The organism is Eubacteriaceae bacterium Marseille-Q4139, assembly GCA_018223415.1.
GTDB lineage: Bacteria > Bacillota > Clostridia > Lachnospirales > Lachnospiraceae > CABSIM01.
The window spans coordinates 3,002,261-3,028,556 of the sequence record JAGTTQ010000001.1 but is presented as its reverse complement, the minus strand read 5'-3'; the positions used below and the strand labels follow the sequence as shown (position 1 = coordinate 3,028,556).

26 protein-coding genes are annotated in these 26,296 nt (G+C 48.3%); 7 read left to right on the top strand and 19 right to left on the bottom strand.

What is annotated here, in order from left to right; translation table 11 throughout:
- Nucleotides 1-346: 346 nt before the first annotated feature.
- The gene (locus KE531_14390) at nt 347-928 is read left to right on the top strand and encodes an isoprenylcysteine carboxylmethyltransferase family protein (GenBank protein ID MBR9954777.1); all 582 of its coding nucleotides are present in this window, start codon (nt 347-349) and stop codon (nt 926-928) included.
- 258 nt (nt 929-1,186) lie between these two features.
- On the opposite strand, the gene KE531_14385 is transcribed toward KE531_14390, so the two are convergent.
- The 7 genes from KE531_14385 to KE531_14355 form a co-directional block, all read right to left on the bottom strand.
- The gene (locus KE531_14385; protein ID MBR9954776.1) at nt 1,187-1,330 is read right to left on the bottom strand and encodes a FeoB-associated Cys-rich membrane protein; all 144 of its coding nucleotides are present in this window, start codon (nt 1,328-1,330) and stop codon (nt 1,187-1,189) included.
- Nucleotides 1,331-2,683, bottom strand: coding sequence for a radical SAM protein (locus KE531_14380; protein MBR9954775.1), 1,353 nt, complete (start codon nt 2,681-2,683; stop codon nt 1,331-1,333).
- A gap of 151 nt (nt 2,684-2,834) precedes the next feature.
- On the bottom strand, nt 2,835-4,874 hold the full coding sequence (feoB, locus tag KE531_14375) for a ferrous iron transport protein B (protein MBR9954774.1): 2,040 nt from the start codon (nt 4,872-4,874) through the stop codon (nt 2,835-2,837).
- Nucleotides 4,875-4,880: 6 nt separating this feature from the next.
- Entirely contained in the window at nt 4,881-5,096 is a 216-nt protein-coding gene (locus tag KE531_14370; GenBank protein MBR9954773.1) for a FeoA domain-containing protein, read from the bottom strand.
- Nucleotides 5,097-5,108: 12 nt separating this feature from the next.
- Nucleotides 5,109-6,482 (bottom strand): MATE family efflux transporter, encoded by a 1,374-nt coding sequence (locus KE531_14365; GenBank protein ID MBR9954772.1) that lies wholly within the window; start codon nt 6,480-6,482, stop codon nt 5,109-5,111.
- Nucleotides 6,483-6,633: 151 nt separating this feature from the next.
- Complete coding sequence (locus KE531_14360; GenBank protein MBR9954771.1) at nt 6,634-6,897, bottom strand: metal-sensing transcriptional repressor; 264 nt, start codon at nt 6,895-6,897, stop codon at nt 6,634-6,636.
- 11 nt (nt 6,898-6,908) lie between these two features.
- Nucleotides 6,909-9,482 carry a heavy metal translocating P-type ATPase gene (locus KE531_14355; GenBank protein ID MBR9954770.1) on the bottom strand — a complete coding sequence of 858 codons (2,574 nt, stop codon included), beginning with the start codon at nt 9,480-9,482 and terminating at the stop codon, nt 6,909-6,911.
- 440 nt (nt 9,483-9,922) lie between these two features.
- Here KE531_14355 and KE531_14350 point away from each other — a divergent pair, with 440 nt between their 5' ends.
- Both KE531_14350 and cadA read left to right on the top strand, forming a co-directional pair.
- Nucleotides 9,923-10,141 (top strand): cation transporter, encoded by a 219-nt coding sequence (locus KE531_14350; GenBank protein ID MBR9954769.1) that lies wholly within the window; start codon nt 9,923-9,925, stop codon nt 10,139-10,141.
- 63 nt (nt 10,142-10,204) lie between these two features.
- Nucleotides 10,205-12,070, top strand: coding sequence for a cadmium-translocating P-type ATPase (cadA, locus tag KE531_14345; GenBank protein ID MBR9954768.1), 1,866 nt, complete (start codon nt 10,205-10,207; stop codon nt 12,068-12,070).
- Between the two features lie 64 nt (nt 12,071-12,134).
- Here the strand turns inward: cadA and KE531_14340 are convergent, their stop codons facing one another.
- A complete protein-coding gene (locus KE531_14340; GenBank protein MBR9954767.1) occupies nt 12,135-12,497 on the bottom strand; it encodes a winged helix-turn-helix transcriptional regulator in 363 nt (120 codons plus the stop codon).
- 75 nt (nt 12,498-12,572) lie between these two features.
- Here KE531_14340 and KE531_14335 point away from each other — a divergent pair, with 75 nt between their 5' ends.
- Nucleotides 12,573-12,890, top strand: a complete 318-nt coding sequence (locus KE531_14335; protein MBR9954766.1) for a winged helix-turn-helix transcriptional regulator — start codon at nt 12,573-12,575, stop codon at nt 12,888-12,890.
- Between the two features lie 48 nt (nt 12,891-12,938).
- Here the strand turns inward: KE531_14335 and KE531_14330 are convergent, their stop codons facing one another.
- The gene (locus KE531_14330; GenBank protein ID MBR9954765.1) at nt 12,939-13,457 is read right to left on the bottom strand and encodes a nitroreductase family protein; all 519 of its coding nucleotides are present in this window, start codon (nt 13,455-13,457) and stop codon (nt 12,939-12,941) included.
- 145 nt (nt 13,458-13,602) lie between these two features.
- Here KE531_14330 and KE531_14325 point away from each other — a divergent pair, with 145 nt between their 5' ends.
- The gene (locus tag KE531_14325) at nt 13,603-13,956 is read left to right on the top strand and encodes a helix-turn-helix transcriptional regulator (GenBank protein ID MBR9954764.1); all 354 of its coding nucleotides are present in this window, start codon (nt 13,603-13,605) and stop codon (nt 13,954-13,956) included.
- 50 nt (nt 13,957-14,006) lie between these two features.
- On the opposite strand, the gene KE531_14320 is transcribed toward KE531_14325, so the two are convergent.
- On the bottom strand, nt 14,007-15,032 hold the full coding sequence (locus tag KE531_14320) for a radical SAM protein (GenBank protein ID MBR9954763.1): 1,026 nt from the start codon (nt 15,030-15,032) through the stop codon (nt 14,007-14,009).
- Between the two features lie 344 nt (nt 15,033-15,376).
- On the opposite strand from KE531_14320, the gene KE531_14315 reads away from it, so the two are divergent.
- Nucleotides 15,377-16,672, top strand: coding sequence for an IS30 family transposase (locus tag KE531_14315; GenBank protein ID MBR9954762.1), 1,296 nt, complete (start codon nt 15,377-15,379; stop codon nt 16,670-16,672).
- A 425-nt stretch (nt 16,673-17,097) separates the two neighbouring features.
- A complete protein-coding gene (locus KE531_14310; protein ID MBR9954761.1) occupies nt 17,098-17,451 on the top strand; it encodes a helix-turn-helix transcriptional regulator in 354 nt (117 codons plus the stop codon).
- Between the two features lie 117 nt (nt 17,452-17,568).
- Here KE531_14310 and KE531_14305 read toward each other — a convergent pair whose 3' ends face one another.
- The 9 genes from KE531_14305 to KE531_14265 form a co-directional block, all read right to left on the bottom strand.
- A complete protein-coding gene (locus KE531_14305; protein ID MBR9954760.1) occupies nt 17,569-17,973 on the bottom strand; it encodes a helix-turn-helix domain-containing protein in 405 nt (134 codons plus the stop codon).
- Nucleotides 17,974-18,069: 96 nt separating this feature from the next.
- Nucleotides 18,070-19,668, bottom strand: coding sequence for a type IV secretory system conjugative DNA transfer family protein (locus KE531_14300; GenBank protein MBR9954759.1), 1,599 nt, complete (start codon nt 19,666-19,668; stop codon nt 18,070-18,072).
- A gap of 13 nt (nt 19,669-19,681) precedes the next feature.
- Nucleotides 19,682-20,620 (bottom strand): DUF3991 and TOPRIM domain-containing protein, encoded by a 939-nt coding sequence (locus KE531_14295; GenBank protein MBR9954758.1) that lies wholly within the window; start codon nt 20,618-20,620, stop codon nt 19,682-19,684.
- Between the two features lie 120 nt (nt 20,621-20,740).
- A complete protein-coding gene (locus tag KE531_14290) occupies nt 20,741-22,048 on the bottom strand; it encodes a sel1 repeat family protein (protein MBR9954757.1) in 1,308 nt (435 codons plus the stop codon).
- Between the two features lie 114 nt (nt 22,049-22,162).
- Nucleotides 22,163-23,785 carry a recombinase family protein gene (locus KE531_14285; GenBank protein ID MBR9954756.1) on the bottom strand — a complete coding sequence of 541 codons (1,623 nt, stop codon included), beginning with the start codon at nt 23,783-23,785 and terminating at the stop codon, nt 22,163-22,165.
- Nucleotides 23,786-23,884: 99 nt separating this feature from the next.
- Nucleotides 23,885-24,079: a hypothetical protein gene (locus KE531_14280; GenBank protein ID MBR9954755.1), complete on the bottom strand. Its 195-nt coding sequence runs from the start codon at nt 24,077-24,079 to the stop codon at nt 23,885-23,887.
- 72 nt (nt 24,080-24,151) lie between these two features.
- On the bottom strand, nt 24,152-25,096 hold the full coding sequence (locus KE531_14275) for a plasmid recombination protein (protein ID MBR9954754.1): 945 nt from the start codon (nt 25,094-25,096) through the stop codon (nt 24,152-24,154).
- Between the two features lie 182 nt (nt 25,097-25,278).
- Nucleotides 25,279-25,674: a replication initiator protein A gene (locus tag KE531_14270; GenBank protein MBR9954753.1), complete on the bottom strand. Its 396-nt coding sequence runs from the start codon at nt 25,672-25,674 to the stop codon at nt 25,279-25,281.
- Nucleotides 25,675-25,785: 111 nt separating this feature from the next.
- Nucleotides 25,786-26,199 (bottom strand): cysteine-rich VLP domain-containing protein, encoded by a 414-nt coding sequence (locus tag KE531_14265; GenBank protein ID MBR9954752.1) that lies wholly within the window; start codon nt 26,197-26,199, stop codon nt 25,786-25,788.
- Nucleotides 26,200-26,296 lie beyond the last annotated feature (97 nt).

Here is a 26,296-nt window from a genome sequence, read left to right as displayed (position 1 = left end):
GATTTGAAATCCAAATAGAATACATTTTGAATTATAGTACGTCATGGCTAACTGTGCAAATGGAAAACCTATATCCTTTGTCGGTTCTGCTGTATGATGGCCTTTTCTGACCTGGGTGTTTTCATACACAGACAACTACTGTGTGGAGAAAAGAAGCTGACGGAGTAACCGCACTTTCTATAAATCTCTGCCCCGGCCACCACTGTTGGGCCGGGAATTTTGCTTGTTGGGGAAGGCCCCAATTTCCTGCTGCCATTCATCAAGTGTTTACAAAGTTCTGCTATGCTTGTCTTGATGAATGAGGTATAATCAATCCAGTGATAAAAATAAATTTGGAGGTTGCAGTATGGCATATAAAATTATTGCAATATTGATACTGGCTGCGTTTTACGGTATTTATTACATAAAACTTATTAGTCAGCGAAAGCAGGGAATACAAACAAATTTATTGGGCAAGGGAAAGAAAGGCTTTGTAAAGGCCATAGAAGATTCATTGAAAATTGTAACATTTGTAGCGCCCATTGTTGAGTTGATTAGTATTTTTATGGACACATATATTGATTTGACATGGATAAGGGTATTTGGCTGTATATTGGGAATATTAGGAGTTGTGGTGTTTGCGGTATCCGTACTTACGATGCGTGATAGTTGGAGAACTGGTGTCCCTGATGATAAAAAAACAGAACTTGTCACGTCTGGAATATATGCATATAGCCGCAATCCTGCCTTTTTGGGTTTTGATTTAATCTATTTATCCATCCTTTTTATATTTTTTAATTGGGGCTTGTTAGTGATAACAGTGTTGACGGTTGTTATGTTTCACTTACAGATTGTTAAAGTGGAGGAAGATTTCTTGATAAAAACATTCGGAGACGAATACTTGGAATATAGAAAGAAAGTATGTAGATATATTGGAAGAAAGAGGTAGCAAAATCCATATTTATAAAGAGCGCCGGACGCAGAGGCCAAACAGCCCCACGTCCGGCGTTTCGATTTTATTTGATTACCCGTCTGTAAACTGAAACCGCCGCGCCTCAAAGTCGGTGTCGCTCATGGCGTCCTGTTTGACAGGCCAGCGCCCGCATTTCCCCGTCCATATCCGGACAGCTGCCGCCATCCTGCGCCGGTCGCCTTTGTGATACAGTCTGACACCCTTTGTCAAACATGGGCATCGGCCAGATACAGTTTATTTATTGCAATATTCCTTACCTACACAGCCGGAGCAACCACCACTGCAGCAGGAACCATTCTTCCGATCCCGATGGATCTTCCGAACAGCCCATACCGCATAGAGAACAATCCCGACTGCAATTACGCCTGTTACAATCATTCAGACTCCTTTCTGGCCGGCACTCCACAACTCATCCGCCGTGGGCTGCCAGTTCTTTGCATACAGTTCGCACTTGTCGCAGAGATGGTCTACCGATTCCGGTGACTGCAAATCTGTCGATTTTGCACCGGTGCGCTTTACCATCTCTCTCAAGATCTGCGGGTTCTCCAGCAGAGGGCAGGGCCGCAACATATTCTTGTTGAATGGCTGCCCATCATGGTAAGCCATAAAGATTGGACTTTTCAGTGCCTCCAGCAAAGTGCAGTCATGGATGTTCACATTAGAGTAGTGAATGAATACGCAAGGCTCAACATCCCCGGCAGCATTGATATGTAGGTAATTACGCCCTCCGGCGATGCAGCCGCCCACATACTCCGCATCATTCTGAAAATCCATACTGAAGATCGGCTTCGTACTCCGAAATGCCCGAATACGCTCATAGACTGTTCTTCTCTGCTCCGGTGTTGGCAAAAGCTCTGGAACCGCCTCATTGCCAACGGGCATATAGTGGAAAAACCACACGAACATAGCGCCCATGTTAATCATCATATCGAAAAATGATTCACTGCTGATGTCCTCATAGTTCGCGCTGGTATAGCAGGTGGAAACGCCAAAAGGCAGGTTATGTTCCCGCAGCAAATCCATGGCGCGCATGACCTTTTCAAAAACGCCGCTGCCTCTGCGCCCGTCATTTGCCGTTTCAAATCCTTCCAAGCTGATCGCCGGGACAAAGTTTTTTACCCGCAGCATCTCCTGGCAGAATGTTTCATCAATCAGCGTACCATTTGTAAATGACAGGAATGCACAATCAGGGTGCCGTTCACAGAGGGTAATCAGATCCTTTTTGCGAACCATTGGCTCCCCGCCTGTGTAGATATACATATAAACGCCTAAATCCTTACCCTGCTGGATGATACGGTCAATCGCTTCCAGGCCCAAGTTCAGCTTGTGGCCGTACTCGGCAGCCCAGCAGCCGGTACAATGCAGATTGCAGGCTGATGTAGGGTCCAGCAGAATTGCCCATGGAACATTGCATTTTTCTTTTTTCCGCATCTCTTCCTGGATGGCTCCGCCTTTTAAGGCCGAATTGATGATGAAATTCTGGAACAAGGTTTTTCGCACGCCGGTATCCAACTGGTAGACTTTCAAAATCAGCTCATACCAATTTCCCTTTTCATCAATCGCCTTTCGGAAGGCCGCCCGCTGGCTCTCATACCAGCCATCAGGCAAAGCCTTATCAATCAGATTCATGGTTTTGGGGATATTGGTTTCCGGATCTTTCTCCAGGTAATTCAATGCCATATTGACGGCCGCAGTGAAGGCCGTGTTTTTTACAGATTCAATAATACTCATTTTGTCTTTCTGCCGACAGAAATGGACTCTGCCAGCTTTCTCCCATTTTTATTCTTCGCGCAGAAGATTCCTTACTGCTAAAAATCCAACGCCAATCGCAGAAATAATGATGGCGAAACGTAAAAACTTTTTAAATGTCATAATTCCCACCTCACACAAGAAGTCCTATTCGATAAATAATAAAGGTAATGATCCATGCTACAACTAACTGGAACAGGGCGGACAACAGCATCCACCGGGTGCTGGCCGCTTCTTTACGGATTGTTGCCAATGTAGCGGCACAAGGAATGTACAGCAGGCAAAAAATCATCAGACAGAAGGCATTAAGCTGCCCAAAGCCTGCTGCACCCAGGATACCAACCAGCGTGTCCATCCCCGCAGCAGAATTGATATTCGGGACCCCGAACAAGACGGCGCAGCTGGATACCACCACTTCTTTCGCGGAAATACCGGCAATCAAAGCGACGGCAATCTGCCAGAACCCCAATCCAATGGGAGCAAAGAACGGAACCAGCCAATGTCCCAAAATAGCTCCGAAACTCTCCGTCATTTCTGTTGTGTAGCCATGCGGCCCGAAATTCAGGATGATCCACATGAGAATAGAGGCCACAAAAATGGTGGTGCCTGCTTTGGTCAGATAGTCTTTTACCTTTTCCCAAACATAAATTGCAACGGTTCTGGAGCTGGGTGCTTTGTATTCCGGCAGCTCAATCAAAAGATAGTTTTCTGAAGTCCTGCGGTCAATCAAATGGATGACCGCCGCCACGAGGATTGCAACCACCAGGCCGATCAGGTACATGGAATATGCCACCAGCATCGCACGCTCTGCGAAGAACATCTCTGCAAACAGGATGTAGATTGGCAAACGGGCGCTGCAGCTCATAAAGGGAGTAACCAGCATGACCTTAAAACGGTCTCGCCGGTTTTCCAGAGTTCGTGATGCCATAATTGCCGGGACGGTACATCCAAAGCCCAGTATCATCGGAATAAAGGCCCTGCCGGATAACCCCAGCTTGCTCATAATCCCCTCCATGACATAAGCAACACGCGCCATATAACCGCTGTCCTCAAGAAAGGCCAGAGCAAGAAACAGGATGAAAATATTTGGAAGGAAGGTCAGAATACCACCTACGCCAGCGATGATGCCATCTACCAATAGAGAACGCAGCACATCGTTGACGCCAGCAGCAATCAATCCGCTGTTGACTGCGCCAGACAGGCTTTCTATTCCCATTTCAAAATATCCCTTCAGCCAGTCTCCAATCGTAAAGGTAAGGAAAAAGACTAAGGCCATAATTGCCAGGAAAATAGGGATACTCCATACCCGGTGGGTCAGCACACGATCTACTTTCTGTGTCAAAGCATCCTGGCGGTCTTTATTGACCAGCACTTCACGGATGACTTCCTGAATGAAATCGTACTTCTCGTTGATAATGTCGGATTCATAATTCCGGTCCAGCACATCTGGCAGATCCACCGGGTAATGCTCCGTGATTTCCTTATCCTGCTCCAACAGCTTGATTGCATACCAACGGTAATTCGTCAGACCGGGATACTTCTTTTTCAGTTCCGCCATAATGAGGTCAATCTTATCCTCAATGGTATCGCTGTAAACCATTGCATACTCGGAATGGTGGTCATGCCGGTGTTTTGACGTATAGTTGTGATGATGGATCAGGCAATCCGGGTCTTTGCAGTCTTTATGATGTGCCGCCGCATGGAGCAGCACATCAAGACCGGTCCGCTTTCTGGCGGAAACCGGAATGACCGGAATCCCCAGCATTTCCGGGAGCCTGTGCGTGTCGATCTCCATGCCCCGCTTTTCCACAATGTCCATCATGTTCAGTGCCAGTACAACCGGCTTGCCAAGTTCCAGAAGCTGTAGGGTCAGATACAGATTGCGCTCAAGTGCGGAGGCATCTGCAACATCAATAATTACATCGACTTCATCGCTAAGTATGAACTGTCTGGAAACCTGCTCCTCCATCGTATAAGAAGTCAGGCTGTAAGTACCGGGAAGGTCAACCAGGCGAATGGTCATATCATGGTCCTTGATGGCACCTTCCACCTTTTCAACGGTGACTCCCGGCCAGTTTGCCACTTTTAGGTTTGCGCCCGTATAGGCATTAAACAGTGTGGTTTTTCCGCAGTTTGGATTTCCGATGAAACCGATTGTCATACTTTCACTCATCAGAATTTACCCCACTAAAATATTCTTCGTGATATTGCGCCCCAACGCAAACCGGGTTCCTCGTATTTTCACAATCAGGATTCCATGCCCCTTGCTGTTCAGTACATCAATGGGCGTTCCTTGTGTCATTCCCAATGCTTCAAGGCGCTTTTCAATGTTGATCGGTAACTTTATTTCTTTTACTTTATAGCTGTTTCCTACGGTTCCGTCACAGAGATACATAGCCGCCCCTCCTTACCGCAAAGCCTGCAAAGTGCGCGGCATTTTACGAAATTCAGACGCCATCATCGCAATCGTGATTACAACCAGAACCGCATCTGTCAGAGCAATCGCCAGCCATACGCCGCGAATGCCCAGGCCGCCGATCATCGGCAAGAGGACACACAGCGGAATAAAGAGGATAATCTGGCGGAACAGCACCAGCCATGTGGCCTTATTCGCCTTACCCAAGGACTGGAACAGTGTGACCGCAATCAGAAAACTTCCCTGTAAAATGTAGGTGCTGAACATAATGCGGAAATTCGTCACTCCTGACGCTGCCACCCCCGACGTTGTAATGAACATAGAAAGCACGTGCTCCGGGAGCAGCTCGGCGGGAATCCAGAACAGCAGGGACAGGACGGTGGCCGCCGCAATGAATACTTTGGTCAGTAGCTTTACACGGTCATAATCCTTTGCTCCGTAGTTCGTACCGGCCGCAGGCTGGAATCCCTGACTGATTCCCCACAGAGGGACAAAGGAGAAATTCCAGAACCGCAGGGCAGCACCCAAAAGGATCTGTGAAGTCTCTCCGCCATAGTTGGCAGCTACACGGTAAATCACGGTCTGCTGAACAAGGGTCAAAACTTGCATCAACAGAGCAGAGATGCCAACCGCAAGCACCTGACGGAGAATAGGCCCATCAATACGGATACGGCCTATTTTTACATTTGGACTTTTCTTTTTGAAGTACCACACAGTAATCGCAGCCTGGACAAACTGGGACAGCACAGTAGCATAAGCAGCAGCCTCAATCCCCATCCCATAAGGATTCAGAATGGAAATAAAAATGGGGTCAAGAATAATGTTCAGGATAGCACCGCTGGCGATGATGAACATTGCTTTCTTGAGCTGGCCTTCTCCTCGGATCACCATGTTTGCGCTTTGGAAGAAGTTGACCAGCAGAGAACCAGCAAATATAATCCGCAGATACTTTTCGGCGTAGTTCAGGATATTGTCACTGGCTCCGGCCAGAGATAAAAGCTGACGGGTAAAGACCATGCCGATGACTGTGTAAATCACAGATAGGATCACAACAGCAGCAACCAGATTGCCCATGATCTTCTTTACCGTATCGTTGTCCTTTTTGCCAATGGCTCTCGATAAGATTGAGGCGGAACCCACGCCCAACATGGCTGCGGAACCGGCGTTGATCAGGGTAAACGGATAGGAAACCGATACGGCTCCCATCTGAATATCCCCAACCATCTGTCCGACAAAGATGGAATCCATCATGTTATAGAGGCCCACAACAACCATGCCGAGGACCGCAGGGATGCTCAGCTCCAGCATCAGCGAGAAGGGGCGCTGTGTAAGCAGCTTTGTTCTTGTATCCAGTGATTGTTTCATCACGTTACCTCCTATTTGATATTAGCCACGTCTAACCATAAAAAGTATATAAAATTGCGGGGCGTTTGTACGCTCCAAACCGCAGGAATAGCAATCCAAATTGACACAAAATCAGGAGCGGAAAAGGCTGAACGCCTTTCCGCTCCCGGTATCATTGTGCCATTTTCTCCAGCAGTTTCAAGGCTTCTTCCAACTTTGGATTTTCAGCATCCGTTTGCAGCGCCTCCCGGACACAACTCCGAATATGGGCTTGCAATATCTGTTGGTTGGCGCTTTTAAGCAATGCCATTGTTGCCTGAATTTGGGTAGATATATCCACACAATAGCGATCTTCCTCCACCATTTGCAGGATTCCGTCTATCTGCCCTCTCGCAATTTTCAGTTTGTGGGTGATGTCGCTCCTTTTTGCTTTCATAGGCAGGCCGCTTACTGGATCTCGACAACCTGATAGCCAGCATCTTCGATAGCCGCCTTCAGCACATCGTCCGATACGGTACAACCCATCTGTACCTTTGCCGACTTATCCTCCAGGCTGACTTCAACCTGTTCCACGCCCTGGATTTCCCGCAGCGCCTTATCGACGTGCTTTACGCAGTTCCCGCAAACCATACCTTCAATCTTCAGTGTCTTTTCCATGTGAATTTCTCCTTTTCTATCTTCTTTGCTATTTGATGAGCTGTCTGACTGGAATGTCCCCAACTCCATAGAGGAAATGTGTTTCGCCTTAAACCATCTTAACCGCAGCGCATTGGATACAACAAATACGGAACTGAAACTCATGGCAAAGGCTCCAATCATCGGGTTCAACTTCAACCCAAAAGACAAATAGAACAATCCGGCAGCTACCGGAATCCCGATGACATTATAAATAAATGCCCAGAACAGATTTTGCTTGATATTACGGATAACCGCTTTGCTGAGCTGTACGGCGGTAGACACATCCAGCAGATCGCTTTTCATCAAAACAATATCCGCTGACTCAATCGCAACATCTGTACCTGCTCCGATGGCGATACCAACATCGGCTCTGGCAAGGGCAGGAGCGTCATTGATACCGTCTCCCACCATGGCAACCTTTTTCCCTTCGCTTTGCAGCCGCCGTATCTCTTTTTCTTTATCCTGCGGAAACACTTCCGCTACAACTCGATCCACGCCGACTTGACGCCGGATGGCCTCTGCGGTCTTAGCGTTATCCCCGGTCAGCATAACTACTTCAAGCCCTAATCGGCTCAACTCCTGCACCGCCTGCTTGCTGGTGGGTTTCACCACATCTGCCACGGCAATCACACCGATCAACTCTCCTCCACGGGCAAAGAACAATGGCGTTTTTCCGTCCATAGCCATGTCCTCGCCAAGCTGAAGAAGATGGCCGCCTTCAATCTGATGGTTGTTCAGCAACCGGCGATTTCCGGCCAAACAGAGGTCAGTCCCGATTCTTCCGACAATTCCCTGGCCTGGAATCTGTGTAAATTCACTGGCCGGCAGCAGCGGAAGTTTCTCATTATCTGCCTCTGCCACAATCGCATCTGCCAGAGGGTGTTCCGACAGCTTTTCCAGGGAAGCTGCAATCTGCAAAAGTTCCTTTTTCTGAATGCCTGCTTTGCAGAGCAGATCCGTTACCACCGGGGTTCCCTGTGTAATGGTTCCTGTTTTATCCAGAACAACCGTATTGATGTCGTGAGCCGTTTCCAGGGCCTCCGCCGATTTGATTAAAATCCCGTTTGTTGCGCCTTTTCCGGTTCCCACCATGATGGCGGTGGGAGTAGCCAGCCCCAACGCGCAGGGACAGGAAATGACTAAAATAGAGATGCCGATGGACAGGGCAAATTCAAATCCGTACCCCAACAGCAGCCATATAATGATTGCAATCAGGGAAATGCTGATGACTACCGGCACAAACACACCGCTGACCTTATCTGCCATTTTTGCAATGGGAGCTTTGGAGCTGGTCGCTTCATCCACCAGCCGGACGATTTGAGCCAATGTGGTATCATCCCCCACTTTGGTGGCCTGCATTTTGAAATAGCCGGACTTACTGGTCGTTGCGCCGATCACTTTGTCCCCAATGTGTTTTTCCACAGGGATGCTTTCGCCGGTCAAGGCGGATTCATCAATGGACGCAAAGCCTTCGATAACGGTTCCATCCACCGGCACCGATTCACCGGCTTTTACGATTATGGTTTCACCCAACTGCACTTCTTCCACAGGTATCTGGAGTTCCTGACCATCCCGTTCCACCGTAGCGGTCTTAGGGGCCAGATTCATCAGCTTTGTGATCGCATCTGAGGTCTTACCCTTGGCGCGGGCCTCCAGCGTTTTCCCCAAAGTGATGAGCGTGAGGATCATGCCTGCGGATTCAAAATACAGGTCCATCATAAAGCTATGGACCGTAGCCATATCCCCATGGCCGAACCCAATGCCGATCTTATATATGGCGTAGATGCCATAAATAATTGCGGCGCTGGAGCCTATGGCAATCAAGGAATCCATGTTGGGGGAGCCATGGAATAAGGTCTTAAACCCCATCCGGTAATATTTGAAATTGATAAATACCACCGGAATCAACAAAAGAAACTGGGTAAATGCAAAGCTGATTGCATTTTCCATTCCCAGCAGAAAACCGGGGAGCGGCCACCCCATCATGTGTCCCATGGAGATGTAAAACAGTGGAATCGTAAAAAGCGCGGAAAGCAACAGTCTCTGTTTCATTTGCTTGTATTCGGCTTGAACCGTACTGACTTCCGCTTTCGATGCTGGTGCAGGTGAGCGGTTTTTGCTTTGAGCAGAGGTCTTTGGTATGGCTCCATATCCGGCCTTTTCAACAGCCTGGACAATTCCTGCCGTATCCAGAATGGCTTCGTCGTAAGAGGCAACCATGCTGTTTTTCAACAAATTGACCGATACTTCTTTGATTCCGGGCAGCTTGCCGACACTCTTTTCAATCCTGGCAGAGCAGGCCGAACAGGTCATGCCTGTAATGTCGAATTGTTCTTTTTGCAAAATCATCCCTTTTTTCTCAATTATATTTTTGCGCCGCAGTACCCCTCCCCCGTGGGGAACTAAAAACTGTTATGAAAAGGGGCTTTCGGTATCTTGGGGGAAAGATGCCGCCGCCCCGGTCACAAAGTCTGCGTGCAAGGTCATTGGACCATTTTTCATTATAGGCATTGTCTTAATTGTTTGTCCGCTCCGATAGGCAGGTTTTCAAATCCAATCAGCTTAATTTTGAAAAATCAGATGGTAAATGTCTGTGAAAATGTGTGGCCTTTAAATCTTAAATCCAATCAGCAGGTTTTATAATCCAAAGGGCAGAACCCTTTCCAAATCCGTTGACTTTAAGCCGTTGTGTGAATATACTGTGCCCGTAACAGTTAAATGAACGTTTAATTGTTCAGCCATGTCAAACCAACCAAATACTAAAAGGAAAGGGGGTCTTTGTGATGAAAAAGACCATTAAGCTGATCGACCTTGACTGCGGCCACTGTGCCGCCAAGATTCAGAAAGCCGTACAGAAAATCGACGGCGTAAATGACGTGGAAGTGAACTTCCTGAGCCAGAAGATGGTTCTGGATGCTCCGGATGACCGCTTCGACGCAATTCTGGCTGAGGCCAAGGCGCTTATCAAAAAGATTGAGCCGGATGTGACGGTCAAGGCGTAAGAAAAGCTGAACACCGGCTGCCAGAAACGGCAGCCGGTGTTTGACTGAAAGGAGATGTTTATTATGACACGAAAACAAAAGCACCTGCTTTTCCGCATTATCATTGCGGCAGTGCTGTTCGCTGCCGGCAGTCTGCTCACACTTGATCCGACTGCGGAAATGGCAGTATTTCTGGTCTGCTATGTTGTAATCGGCTGGGATATTGTCTGGAAGGCTCTCACCAATATCCTGCATGGACAGGTATTCGATGAAAACTTTCTGATGACGATTGCCACTATTGGCGCACTGATCTTAGGAGAACACTCCGAGGGCGTAGCCGTTATGCTGTTCTATCAGGTAGGGGAATGGTTCCAGTCCTATGCGGTTTCCAAATCCAGAAAATCCATTGCAAGCCTGATGGATATTCGCCCTGACTATGCAAATGTAGAACGGAATGGAAAACTTGAACAGGTCGATCCTGAAGAAGTAAACATCGGGGATACGATTGTAGTAAAGCCTGGTGAACGGGTGCCGCTGGATGGTAAAATCATCAAAGGCACGTCCGCTTTGGATACATCTGCTCTCACCGGCGAATCCATGCCCCGTGACGTGGAACCTGGGATGGAAGTAATCAGCGGGTGCATCAACCAGACAGGCATCCTGACCATTCAGACCACTAAAAAGTATGGGGAATCCACTGTTGCAAAAATTTTGGACCTTGTGGAGAATGCCAGTGATAAAAAAGGAAAAACAGAAAACTTTATCAGCCGTTTTGCCCGCTACTACACCCCGATTGTGGTCTTTGCAGCGATTGCCCTTGCAGTTCTGCCGCCTCTTGTCACTGGACAGCCATTCACAGTCTGGATTTACCGGGCGCTGACCTTCCTTGTGATTTCCTGCCCCTGCGCTCTGGTTATCTCTATTCCGCTTAGTTTCTTTGGCGGCATCGGCGGTGCATCCAAAATCGGCGTCCTTGTCAAAGGCAGTAACTATTTGGAATCGCTGGCCCATACGGAGGTTGTGGTATTCGATAAAACCGGCACCTTAACAAAGGGTTCTTTTGCGGTCAGCCAGATCAATGCAGTGAGCATGAAAGAGGCACAGCTTTTGGAGCTGGCAGCTTATGCCGAGGACTACTCCAACCATCCGATCTCACTCTCCATAAAAAAGGCGTATGGTAAGAAGATCGACCACAGCCGCATTAGTGATGTGCAGGAAATTGCCGGTCACGGCGTCCGCGCTGTCATAGATGGGAAAACAATTCTCGCTGGCAACGCAAAACTGATGGATAGAGAAGGAATTGCCTATATCCCCTCGAATGCCATTGGTACAGTCATCTATCTGGCCTGCAACGGAAAATATGCTGGTTATATTGTCATTGAAGATGAAATCAAAGCAGATGCTCCGTCTGCAATCAAAGCGTTAAAGGAAGTCGGCGTCAGGAAAACCGTCATGCTCACCGGCGATGCAGATGCCGTCGGAAAGAAAGTGGCGCAAAAGCTGGGGCTGGATCAGGCATATACCGAATTGCTCCCGGCGGACAAGGTTGACCGTGTAGAAATGATGCTCCGGCAGACCACCGAAAAGGGGAAACTGGTGTTTGTTGGCGATGGAATCAACGATGCGCCTGTGCTTGCTCGTGCGGATGTAGGTATTGCCATGGGCGGTCTTGGTTCCGATGCGGCGATTGAGGCTGCGGACGTGGTTTTGATGACAGATGAACCCTCGAAGATCTCCGCAGTTGTCCAGATTGCCAGAAAGACAATCCGTATTGCAAATGAGAATATCGTGTTTGCTCTCGGCGTCAAGATTTTAGTTTTGATTTTGGGAGCTACTGGATACGCAAATATGTGGGCAGCCGTTTTTGCAGATGTTGGCGTATCGGTCATCGCTATTCTAAATGCGATTCGAGCGATGCGGGTAAAGAAATTCCTCCCCGCGACACGTTGACAGATAAGCAGGGATATAAGAATGCGCCGCTGTTTCCACAATGGACAGCGGCGCATTTCACTTATCAATCAGTCGGACAAGATATTTCAAACAAGGCATCAACGGTTTTATGGAGAAGTTTTGCAGGGCCTGTGTTGGATAAAGTATAGTAGACTTCCTTTCCCTCCCTGCGGCTGGTAATCAGGCCGCTGCTTTTCAGATTTTTCAAGTGGTGGGAAATGGCCGGTGCGCTCATTTGTACCGCTGCCGCTAAATTGCAGACACATTCCTCACTGTGGCACAACAGCCACAGGAGCCGCAGGCGTGACGGATCACTCAACTGCTGAAAAAGGATCGCTATATCCCGGAAGTTTTCTTCCGCAGGCATTTTATCTAAAACTTTATCAATGTCTTGTCCATGATTATGGGGCAAATGGTAGTGCGACATATCGGCCGCCTCCTTTCCAAAAATAGAATACCCGCAAATAGTACAGCTGTCAAATACGAAAGATTGGAGGTCACTATGGAGCAACAGCAAAAATCATGCGTACTTATACCTGACGCAGCGGACATAGATCGGTTATCTGAGCTGCACAAAGCAATGGGCGATTTCACTCGCATGAAAATCCTATGGGCGCTTATGGGCCGGGAATATTGCGTGAATGAACTGGCCACGCAAATGAATATGTCCGAATCCGCAGTTTCCCATCAACTGAAAATTCTAAAATTTGCAAAGCTGGTTTCCCCACATAAAGTCGGGAAAAATGTATTCTACGCTTTATGCGACGAACATATCAAGTGGATTTTAGAAGAAACCTACGCCCATATCTCTGAAAGATAAAGAGGCGCAGCCCTGTGAAAAAGGGTTGCGCCTCGGTACGGCGATTGTTTACAGCATATCGTAGGAAACCAGTTTATCCATAGGAATGCGCTGAGCGGCAAAGCGGTTCGGATCGCCCTCGCCCTCGGCGGAGTAGCCGATAGCGAGGATATTGATCGGCTCCAGATTGGCAGGCAGATGAAATGCCTTGCTCAGAACGTCCGGCTTAAAGTAGCATACCCAAACACTTCCCAGGCCCAGTTCCGTTGCCTGGAGCATCATGTGGTCAGTCAGGATAGAGGCGTCAATGTCGCCGGTCTGCTTTTTGTCAAAGGGCCGCACCCATGCTTTGTTGTGGTCTGCACACACGATAATTGCCAGCGGCGCTCCATAAACCTCGGCGGCCTCGCCCACCTTCGCAAGGGCCTCATCACTCTGGGCAACAATCAGATGAACCGGCTGAAGATTAGCTGCCGTCGGAGCAACGTGCGCGGCCTCCAAAATTTTGGCCAGCTTTTCAGGCTCCACCTTCTGATTGGTATAGTTCCGGACAGAGAAACGCTTTTTAGCGATTTCAAGTAATTCCATAGTTATAACATCCTTTCTGTGTGTTCTATATGTCAAATCAACCATCGACTATATTGTAGCACCGCAAATTTTTTTCACAAGAATGTACTTTCCGGGAAGATAGTACCCAAAAGGAAAGTGCTCTTTCGTCAAGGGAGGTACGAATATGCAAGCAGAAAACTTTAGTTGCCCTGTGGAGGCGACATTATCCTTGATCGGTGGTAAATATAAGCCACTCATCTTATGGCATCTTATCGAACAGCCACTTCACTACATGGAGCTTCAGCGGCTCATTCCAAAGGCCACAGCGAAGATGCTTTCGCAGCAGCTCCGGGATCTTCAGCAAAGCGGACTGGTTTCCAGAGAAGTAATACCGGAAAATCCTCCAAAGACAATCTATTCTTTAACATCCTTTGGGAAAAGCATTGTCCCCGTTTTGGAGGCTATGTGTAATTGGGGAACCAGTTATCTGGACGGACTGGATGTGCAGCTCCCTTGCTGCCCATCCATGAGAAAATAAAGAATCCGGCACAGCAGATGCAGACGCATTAAGCTGTGTCGGATTTCTTTTTATATCTGGGACTGTCGTACATAATTGCACAGGAATGCAAAATCCACATTGGGATTTTTCTTTTTGATTTCGTCCATATATAATCGAGCCTGACTGCGCAGCTCTGACTTTTTCAGATCGTCCAAAAAGAAGAATACATTAAACCTACGGCCTACGGCAAATAACAATCTTTCCTCTGGTGGGAGGCTCAGAAAGCGGTCGATGTCTGAAAGCATCTGATCTTTCTCTGAAAGTAAATTACCCCTCACTTCTAAAAGCAGATTCACAATATGTTCGTTCACATAGTAACTGTTCATCTCTTTCAGACATTGTAAAAACAACCGTTGCTCCCGAACGATTTCTTCCTCCGATTGCAGCGAAATAGTCCCCTCTTGGATAAGCTGCCACATCATCGTTCCTGGCTTAAAACCAGTGGCATGAACACGGATAAAATCGGGCCGTATAATGTTGAGTGCATCCGCTGTTTTTCGTGCATTTTCTTCGGAGTATTCTTTCCCTCCAATTCCCAGCAAAATAAATTCCGATAATGTCATATTTGCTTCTTTCGCCAGACAGCCGCTTTGTATAACTGTATTGGAATCAAAGCCTTTATTGACGAGCTGAAGAACACGATCTGAGCCTGTTTCCATCCCGCAATACAGATGGTTCAGACCATATTCCCGTAACAGTTTCAGTTCTGATAGAGATTTGCGTGTTATACTGTCAGCGCGGGCATAAGTAGTGACGGACTCCAGTGCGGGAAAGTAGTGATGCAGAGCATCCAGAATTTTTAGCAGATATTCTGTTTTCAATACCAGGGCATCTCCGTCTTGTAAAAAACAGGATTTGTACCGTTGGTTACTGCGCTGTTCTGATTGTGCTTTTATATCGCTGATTATATCCTCTATTGGACGCATGGAAAATTTCATGGATTTATATAGTCCGCAAAAATAACATTTATTCCAGTGACACCCTCGTGTTACACGAATGAGCAAGCTGTTACTCTCAGAAGGTGGACGGACCGGCCCTGTTTCAATATCGTTCATTTTAAACATCCCCTTTTGGTGTATTCAGTTGAATGGTAACATGAGGCTCCATTACTCACAAGAACGCACTTTTTGGGTAGGAGCTTTCTTTTTAAATACTGCTTAATATAAAATTCAGTAAAAATATGAGAATGCCATAGACCTAGAACTAATGCCCACGCAATCCTCTTCCTTAATTGTAATCCGAGATTCCATACCCTCTATCTCGGATGGGTGTAAAAAGTGAATTATTATTGATGTAAAAGAAAGGTATGGATTTTCTTTTACAAACAGAAGGAGACGGACTGGATCGTTGGTCTCTTTTCTGTTATGCTTTGATTTCTGGCGGCGGGAAAGGAGCCACCATGTCAAAGTTTTTATCCTATGAAGATCGGATCATCCTTGCACAGCGCCTTCAGGAGAATGCCTCCTTTGGTGCAATCGGAAAAGAACTGGGTAAGGACCGTACAACGATTGCCAAGGAGATTAAAAAGTATTCCCATGACAAGAAAAGCGGACGGCCCGGATATCCTTATAATCCTTGTAAATTCCGCATTTCATGCAAAGCAAAAAAACTGTGCGGAACGAGCTGTACGCATCCATCCGCATACAAATGCAGTTTATGCCCGGAGTGCACGCTTCACTGTCCGGATTTTATAGAGGACGTTTGTTCTGTCAAAAATAAACCGCCTTATGTTTGTAATGGATGCGGTCAGCTTCCGAAATGCACGCTGCTGAAGCGTATTTATGGTCCGGCAGATGCACATGAAAGGGCTCATCATGCAATCTCGGAAGCCCGGACAGGAATTCTATCCAATGAAGGGGATATCGCCAGGATCAATCGGATCATCAGTCCTCTGGTCAAAAACGGGCAGTCACTCCATCAGATCTATCTGGATCACGTTGATGAACTGATGTGCAGCGAGAAGACCTTGTATAACTATGTGGATGCCCAGCTTTTTGACATCAGGAACATTGATCTGCCACGTAAAGTTAAATATCGTCCCCGTTATAAGCAGCCCGAATTCAAAGTGGACAGGGGCTGCCGCATCGGGCGTAGTTATACGGATTTCCAGAAGTTTCTGGAGAATAATCCGGAAACTGCCATTGTGCAGATGGACACGGTGATCGGCCGTGCCGGAGGCAAATGTCTGCTTACCATACACTTTGTTGAAACCAGCTTGATGCTGGCGTTTCTGCGGGATGCGAATACGTCTGCCTCTGTGATACGGATTATAAAGCTGTTGGATAAAGTTCTCGGCCCAGAGCTGTTCAGCCGTTTGTTTCCGGTTATCCTGACAGACAACGGGAGTGAGTTCTCAAATCCAAAAGAAATGGAGCGGCGTGACACTGTTCCCTGTAACCGAACGAACGTATTTTATTGTGATCCCAGTGCGCCATATCAAAAAGGGGCCTGTGAAGTAAACCACGAACTGATACGGCGTATTCTGCCCAAGGGAAGCAGTTTCGATGATCTGACACAGTCCGATATTTACCGGATGATGGATCATATCAATTCGTACAAAAGAAAAAAGCTGAACAACCGCAGCCCATACGAAACGTTCAGCTTTTATTACGGAGAAGATGTGCTCAAGAAACTTGGATGTTCACCGGTTGCCGCCGAGAATATCATCCTGAAGCCCAAACTTCTCAAAAAGTAACAAATAAATTTGCGAAAGAGCCGCCAGAAAAGAACAATCATATCCAGCTAAAGCAGGGATGGATTCTCCGAATACAAAAATTTCGAGAGGGGATTGATCTCTGGTTGTTGTGCGCAAATTTACTGCTGAATGTATTATACCATATCTATGTGCGAATGAAAATCCGGGAATCTCGCTTACAAAACGGGAGTTTCATTTACAAAATGGGAATCTCACTTACAAAACAGGATTTTAAATTACAAAAAGAGACTCTTGGATTACAAACGGGACTCTCAGATTGCTATTTACCCACGCAATCCTCTTGTATGAAACATTTCCTCGTTAGCACAACTTTAAAGCAAAATTTGTTCATGTTTTTCACGAAATAACAATGCGTTCACTACTGTGTACCCGAACTGTAAAATGGTGTTGGAGGTGAACTAATAGTGGATAAACCAGAAAAATTAGATATTTCCTACATGGGGCCTATATTTAAAAAATACCGTCTTGACGCCGACCGAACCCAAGAGGAGGTCGCTGAGAAGGTCGGCATCACTACACGCTTCCTCATGGCCCTTGAAAATGAAGAAAAACGCCCAATCCTGGACAATCTCCTGCGGCTTGTAGAAACACTGAATATACCAGGCGACGCCATCCTCCACCCGCAGTTACAGGCCATAGACAACGAGGATGAACAACTCATCCGTATGCTGATGAGGTTAAACCAGAGGGACAAGGAAGTCATTCGCACAGCTATACAGAAGATGTTGGATACTGCGGACAGGGAACACGGATACTAATTCTTTTCTCTGCCTTTAACGCATTTCTTCAGGTGATCCCTTCCCTACATATGTCACTATGCCATATTCCATACGCCACCAAAAGGACAGAGCGTCCCCTTGGCGGCGTATTTGATTTTAACTGCTCTCAATCAGAGTATAGAGCAGGCTGCTTTTACCGCCATTTTCCCTCCATCGCTGCTCTTTTTTAAGAAGTCCTGCCCGAATTAAATCATTGATGGCCCGCTCTACTGTCCTGCGGGACAGGTTCAGCTCTTTGGCTATTGTCCCAATGGCCGGATAGCATTGGTTCTCTTTATTGCAGCGGTCTTTTAGGTACATATACACGGTTTTGGCCCGGTGCGGTAAATCCTGCCCGTAAATGTTTGCAAAATATCCTATGGACCTCACCTGCCTTTCTAATCGGTACGGAGGGGTGGACGCATAGAGGCACTTCTGCGCTCCCGCATATGAGGAGCCGCAGCATGAACCTGTCCACCAGAGTGTGGAGGAGCTGTTTGCTCCGCCGGCATATCCTCCCATCCATCATCTTCTTCCTCATCCCTGCGCCGCACGATTTCCTCCTCCAGTTCAAACCGGTCTGCATAAAATACCTGCCGCGCTGCCTGCTCTGGGACTTCATAAGGTTCCCCCGAAACAGATTCCCCAATTTAAAAACAGGGGAAGTTCGGTCTGCATGGGACAGTTTCCTGTCTTAGCCAGAATGAAATGTCCTTTCGGTAGAGTTTTCAGTTCATCCGGCGACATTAACGAGCGGCTGATCATCTGCAGGCTCTGACTGGGATCATTCTTCCCTCTGGAGATGGAGCCGGAAAGCACCGTCCGGTTTCCCAACGCTTTGGACAGAATCTCTGCACTTTCCGAATTAGGCGCAAAACCTCCGAACAAAATGTCCTGGCAGTTATCAATGATGATGCTGGAACCTTCTTTCCCGTAGTTTTTCTCCAGCTGTGCGAAGCTCTGGATAATCGGGACCATGCTGATCCGCCTGGACCGACCAGCGGAGAACATCATCTCCATGGACTCGATTTTGGGGATTGTACCAATCTCATCGGCAAACATCATTACCCGGTTCGGCAGCTTTCCGCCATGCTCATTGGCAATGGTCAGCATTTCCCGATAGAGCTGCTGGAGGAATAGGGAAACCATAAAATACTTGGTGTTATCTTCTTCCGGGAGCACAATGAAAATCGCGGACTTCTGTGAACAGAAGGTTTCCGTATCCAGCGTACTGTCAAAACACAGAATCTGCTCCATCTCACTGTCCAGGAACGCATTCAGACGGCTCATGGCTGTTGACATGACCGATGCCATCGCCTGATCCGCAGAATTGAGCGCGGCTCCGGCAAACCACTTCGCTTTATGATCGGGCGGCAGCTTATCCATCAAAAGCTGAAACAGGCTACGGTTCTTTACCGGAGAGGGAGCCAGTAAATCCTGAATTAATTTAAACACGGAAATGATGTGGCGTTTCTCTGGTGGACAGTATTCCGCAATCAGCAGAATCACAGAAGCCAGCAGACCTTCTGCCGCATCATAGAAAAATGCATTCTGCCCGTAACTGCTGGCGGATGCCCCATCCGAACATATGATGGTTTTTGCCGTAATCTTTGCGTATTTTTCCGCCTTCGCTTTTGCCGCCAGATTGTTCGGGTCTTTCAAATATGCATCCATATACTTGTTTACCAGCGTCAGGATGTTATTCCCGTCTGAACGAGTCGGATTGCGAAGATCCAGGACGGAGATACGGTACCCGTAACAGTCCCTGGCGATTCCCGCATAGTTCCGGAACAGGTCGCCTTTGGTATCAGTCGTCAGGAAACTCATCCCAGATGCACAGGCATATTCGATATTGGGATACAGGAAATTGGCTGTTTTTCCTACACCTGCAGCTCCAATCATCAGACAATGGATGTCGCCGTTGTCCACCAGTGCTGTGATGGAGCTTCCTCTCTTTTTGTATCCCACCACCAGTCCCTGCTCCTTGGGCAGCGCCACTCCTTTCCGCCACTTTTCCGGCTGGTAGGGGACATGGGCATAAGTCTCTCCGATTTCTTTTTCTGTTGCAAATCTCGCTGTTCCATGCTGACCGTCCCCAACCGTCCGCGACTTGATTCCATTTAATGTATAGTAATTGGACAACATGGCAAGGCCGCCAATCACTGCAAACATCCCAAGCCCAATGCAGACAAACAGAACAATATTCTGCACCTCCATCTCATTCCTCCCTTCATCCCATCTGCACCCCCATCCACTGTTTCTCCTCCAACTCCGGCGGTGGTTTCGACATGACCTGCAGATCCTCGTTCCAGTCTTTTTGCTGCGAGAAAAGCGGGAACACATCGCTGTATCCCCGCTCTGATAAACTCTGTTTGATTCTCTCCCTTGCCTGTATCCCTGCTTTATCATTATCAAGGCACAGGCCAACCTTTCGGACATACGGCGCGTCAGACAAAAGCTGCATAAGCGCATGCTCCGCTACTCCACAGAGGGCCACATAGCTGTGTTCCTGCCAGTCCTTCTGATACATCGTGATAAAAGACAGCATATCGATAGGCGCTTCAAACACATAGACCGTATCACCCCGCCCAATCCAGCGGAAACTGTACCTCGGATCGCAGCTTTCCACATTTCCTTTGAACGGTTCCCCTTTTGTGTAGGTGCTTCTTTTATGTGCGTGCCTGGGAACACCGTCTGTATCGTACCCAACGAATACCGCATTATGATATTTGGCATCCTCATAGAGCATCTTCTGTCTGGCAAATGCAGACACCACATTTCGATCCAAACATCGGGCTTGCGTCAGATAAGCAAAGACGCGCCGCATATTTCCATAGGCTTCCGGAAGCTGGAACGGCTTTGGCGGCTCCGGCTCTTTCTGCTGACTCTCACGGTACGCCTGTCCCTGTTCTCCATCTAACAGCATACTAACTGCGTCTGGAAAACTTCGCCCGTAAAACATCTGCACAAAGTCAATGGCACATCCTCCTTTTTCAGCCGCATGGTCATACCACCGATTTCCACGCACTGTCACGCTGTGGTCACTCGCCAGACGCTTCTCCCTACCGGATCGCAGGAGCTTTTCCCCCTGACGGGTGAGAAAATCCTCCAGATCCACACGATTGGCCCGCTGCTTCTGTTCTTCTGTAAAATAAACATATCCGGACATTCATCCACCTCCATCTTCAAATATGTCTCGGCATATTTGCTGCGAAATGTGCGCCACGCTCTGCGTGGCATCTTCCCTGGCACATTTCTGCAATCCGCCGGAGGCCTCTCTTTGATGTAATCAAAGAGATTGTTGTTGTACTGGCTCATGGTCATCCCGTTTATGACCCTGTGCCTGTTTTTTCTCTGCCAGTTTTCTTCTGCGTTTCCGGTCGATATGATAGGGTGCCTGACCAGTGCCTTTTCGGTAATCCTCCCGGAACAGTTCCTCCAGACGGTGCAGGAGCCTTGTCGCTGCCATAAATGCGGACGGGTCACGGAAAGAATCCAGATGATCCAGAAAAAACTGGGCGTAAATATTCCCCTGCGCAGCAGACGCTTCCAGATAAACAACCGCCTTTTCTCTGTCGCGGGGAACATCTTTCCCGCAAAGATATAACTTACCCAGAGAATACTGGGCATACGGATTCCCTTTTTCTGCGGCGGCCTCCATCCACCGGATTCCTTCTGCCACATTTTTTGTCAGATGTTCTCCAGACAGATATAGCTTTCCAAGCTGATAAGCCGCATACTCATTTCCCTGTACTGCTGACATTTCAAAATAGTGGACAGCACATTCCACATCCTGCAAAACATCTTCCCCCGACAGATAAAGTTTTCCAAGCGTATACTGGGCATAAGCATTTCCTTTTTCAAAAGCAACCTCCAGCCACTTGACTGCCAGCTGCACATCTTTAGGGATTTCTTCATTGGCAAGGTATAACCGCCCCAGCTGATAGGCCGCATATTCATTTCCCCTCTCTGCTGACTGGGAAAATAGTTCAACTGCCCGCTCCATATCCTGCGGAACATAGTGTCCATCCCGATAGAGCTTTGCCAACGCATACTGGGCTGCACAGTTTTCCGCTTCTGCCGCTTTCATCAGCCATTTCAACGCCTGCTCTGGATTACCAGTGCCGTTTTCCAGCCACTGTTTTCCCAAGGCATATTGAGCATGGACATTTCCAAGCCGTGCCGCTTGCTTCCAGTATTCCTCCGCCAGTGCATCATCCTTTTCTGCCCCGGTTCCTGTATGGAGCATCCAGCCCAGACGGTACTGCAGCTTATCATCATGGCTCTTTTTTTCCAGGGAGGAAAACCCGATGAAGGCATCTTTAAAAGATTTTTCTGCCCGCTCGGAGTCTTTCTCCGTACCTACTCCATCCCGAAACATCTTCGCCAGTTCATAGGATGCATACGGATTCCCTTGTTTGGCAGACATCTGATAAAGCCTCCGGGCCTGTTCAAAGTTCTGCTCTACACCCTGCCCACGGTAATACAAACCGCCCAAGGAATACTGGGCATACTTGTGTTTCTGCGAAGCCGCTTTCGCAAACCACTCCGCAGCAGTTTTATAATCTGTTTCCGTACCAAGACCGGCTGCGTACATTTTTCCAATTCGATACCACAGATAAGGGAGTTTCCGCTCTTTCGTCGTTTGCTCCGCAGCGAGGAATGCCCAGTTTCCCTTAGTTAAAGATATTGTTGGGTATCTCAAGATGTGTCATTCGATTTTGCCGATAAAGCGGTAGAAGATTTCTACCTCCTGTTCCCGGCTTCCGTCCTCACTTTTGACCGCTTCATGGACAAGGATTTTTTCAATCAGCGTATTCAGAAGTTCAGCCGTCAATTCTGTGGGATTGACATACTGTTTCATCAGACCTATCCACTTTTCAGCGTCAACCGCTGTCTGGGCGGCGACCTCCATCGCTTCGTGAAGCCGTTCAATTTTTGCGTCCAATTCTCGCTGTTCGCCCTGATACTTTTCGGACAGCATATTGAAATTGTATTCTGTAATGCGTCCGGCAGACCAGTCCTCATACATTTTTGCAAACAGGGTGTCTACTTCTGCTTTGCGCTTTTCCGCCTTTTTCAGTTCGGCTGTCTGCCGCTTCCTTGCAGTATTGCGTTCCTTGTCGCTGGCGTTAAGTAGCCGTTTCAGAAGTTTGTCCCCATCCTGCTGTGCCAGCACAGACCAGTATTGCAGACGGGAAAGGACATAGGCGTAAAGCACATCATAGCGGATATAGTGCATGGAACACTGGTGCAATCCTTGCCCGTACTTGCTACAATGGTAGTGGGCATAGGGATTTTTGTTCTGGCTGTTCATACCATAGGCCAGCGACCAGCCGCAGTCCGCACATTTTACCAGCCCGGAAAATATCTGTGTTGTGCCGTTCTTCTGCCGTCTGCGCCTGTTGCAAATCTGCTCCTGTACTTGACGGAACACATCTTCGGAAATAATCGCTTCGTGGGTGTTCTCCACACGATACCATTCCTCTTTTGGCTTGCGTACTTTCTTCTTGTTTTTGAATGAAATATTGGTCTGCTTATTGTGGACGCTGTGTCCGATATAGGTTTCCTCTTTCAGAATACTTTTCACCTGCGCTATCGTCCACGCATAGGCTTTTTCCTCCGACGCTCCGGCATAGATATTTGCGAAAGTGCCGTATCTCTGGAAATTCAGCCAGCCGGGAGTAGGTACTTTTTCTTCGACCAAAATCCGTGTAATGCTGGCGGCTCCCCGGCCATGAACGGCAAGGTCAAAAATCTTTTCGATAATCCACCTTGTTTCCGGGTCAATCAGAAGATGGCCTTTCTTATCTGGGTCTTTGACATAGCCAAGCGGAGCATAGGCTCCATAGTGTGCGCCATTTGCGAACCGTGTCCGCATGGCCGCCTTTACCTTTTTGCTGGTCTGGCGGGCGTGCATTTCATTCAGAATGTTGAGGAATGGGGCAAGCTCATTCTCTCCGTTGATGGTGTCCACATTGTCATTGACAGCGATATAGCGGACGCCTTTGCTGGGAAAGTAGATTTCCGTGTACTGGCCGGTCAGAATGTAGTTTCTGCCTAAGCGGGATAAATCCTTCGTAACAACGCAGTTGATTTTCCCGTCCTCAATGTCATCAATCATTCTCTGAAAATCCGGCCTGTCAAAGTTCGTTCCAGACCATCCATCGTCGATATATTCATCTATGACATTCAGGCCATGCTCGGCGGCATATTGCCGGAGCATCATGCGTTGTGTCTGAATACTCCCGCTTTCTCCTTGCAGTTCATCGTCCCGGCTCAATCTCATATAAAGCGCCGTGTTGTAAATCGTAGTATTGTAAGGTTGTTTCACCGTAAAAATCCTCCTTCTAAAGAAACAACCCACGCTTACAATACTTTTGCTCTATGGCAATTATATCATAAGCGTGGGCGTGTTATCAATGATGGGCTATCAGGTTGAAGCGGCTTTTTCTGCGGTATGCCGCACCACATCTACAATCAGATCACCGAGGGGCTTCCCGCCTGCGGCGAAGTGTTCGGAGATTTTTATACGGTTGTTCCCACATACAAAATACTGCGTGCCGTTCTCTGCTTGTATAACCTGCCCTGTTCGGGGTGTAAAAATATCGCTTTCACTTTTTGCCATCCAGTGTCCTCCATATTCAGTTTTCAAGGTACAATGCCGCACAAAGGCGGCGAAAATTTCTGCTTATATCTATCACCTTTCCTTTACCGTGTGCCGCTGCTGACGTTTCAGTTCCGCCAGTATATCCGGCGGGATACGGTCAACCAGCCGCTGTAAATTGTCCAGTTCGCTTTTCAGCTTTGCCCGTTCCATCGTATCTTTCATCTTTCCTTTTTCGCTGGCCTTTGCCCTTGCTTCCAACTTCTCATTCTCCGCCAGCAGGTCATTGATTGTGACCTTGTACTTTTTCAACTGCCCGGAGAAATTCTCCATCTGCGGGAACCACTTTTTCAGCATGGAGAGGGCTTCCTCTTTTTTCTTTCCGGCGTTCAGCGGGTTAATGCCGTCCAGTGTGGCTTCAATGGCTCTTGCCTGCCGGGAGAGGGAAACCGCCTGTTTGAAAAGCCGGGTGGGGATATGCTTCCGGCCTGTCCTGCTGGCGCTCTCCCCACGCTCCAAGTCAGGATATTTCTCCACCATATAGGCGTGAAAATCGTCCTGCCACTTCGTCAGGTTTGCCCGGTTGCCGATAATCTCCTTTGCACACAGGCGGTTGTCCTTTGTCAGCGGAACAAAGGTCAAATGCAGGTGGGGCGTTTTCTCGTCCATGTGTACCACCGCCGACACGATATTTTCCCGTCCTACCCGGCCAATGAGGAAGTCCGCCGCCCTCTGGAAAAACGCCTGTATCTCCTTTGGGGATTTCCCCTTGAAAAACTCCGGGCTGGCAGTTACCAGCGTATCGACAAACCGTGTGCTGTCCTTGCGGGTTCGGCACCCGGCCTGCTCAATCCGGCTCTGAATGAAGTGGTAATAGCGTCCCTCCGGCTTGACGATATGGAAGTTGTATTTGCTCCGGCTTGTGTCAATGTCGGGATTGCTGGCATACTGTTCTTTCTGTCTTTCGTGATGGGCTTCCAGCGGCCTTGCCGGGTTGCCCTTGTGCTTCTCAAACCGTAAAATTGCGTGTTGTGCCATTCTGCTCCTTTCCCCATTCCTTTCCTATCCGGGGTTTTCCACAGGGAAAATCCCGCAGAAAATAGCTCGGATAGGATTGGAATGGATAGAATATAAATCAATCTTTTTATCTTTGTATTTCTATATACCGTCCGGTTTTCGTACGTCTCAGGAGTGATTTCCGTACTTCATGGGTACGGTTTTCAGTCCTCCGGTGTACCAGAACGGGATTTCTTAAAGTCGGTGTTTGGAACCGCTTCATAGGATTTTGGGAAAATGCGGTTGGGTTTTCCACAGCCCTGCTTCTGGATCTCCACCAGTCCGGCGTATTGCAGTTCCCGCAGGGTATTCACCGCTTTCTGCCGCCCACAATGGAGCAGGTCAACCACTTCACAGATAGGGTAATACAGGAAAATCCGTCCGCAGTCATCCGCCCACCCATTCTTGCGGGATAACTCTGTCCGGCGCAGGATAAAGGCATACAGAACCTTTGCCTCGTTGGACAGGGGCTTGAATGTGGGGGCTTCAAAGAGAAAATTCGGGAGCCGGGTGAAGCTGAACGCCTTTTCCGGCTGGTGGATATAGATGGTATTTGTCATAGTTCGTTTTGTGGACGGTTAGAAGCCCGTTTTCCGGGGCGGGCGATACTTTATACCACCTGCCCCGGTTTGGGGCTTGCAAAGCCTGATAAATCAAGGCTTTTTTCGCTCCTAACCGTCCACAGCAGACCTCCTTTTCCGTTCACTTTCTGTTTTCTGCCGCCTGTGAACTCTGGCGGCACAGCCGGGGCAGTATTTTGCCCGGTTGGATTTGGGGACGAACACGCCACCGCAGACCGCACAGCGTTTCAAGTCCTTATCCCGGAAAATTTCCGCTTCCAGCGTCCCGTCCAGCGGCAAGACCGCCCAGCGGAACCACTTACAGCAGACCGAGAAAGAAATCGTCTGCGGGCAGGTGCAGGTGTCCCCATCATCAAGGACAATGCAGTTGCCGTCCTCACGGCAACAACACTCCCGGCGTATCAGGCTGGCCGCCTGTTTTCTCTGCGCCGGTGTCATGCGGTAAAGGGAACCGTCCGGCCTGCGTTCCAGTGGCGGCAAGTCTTTATAGGGGTTATCTCTCATGCGTTCCCTCCATTTTGCTTTCCGTTGCCGTTCTCCCCGAAAAGGCTTCCTGCCTCGTCGTCGCAAGCTGCGTATCGTTCGTTTCACCGCAAGCGGC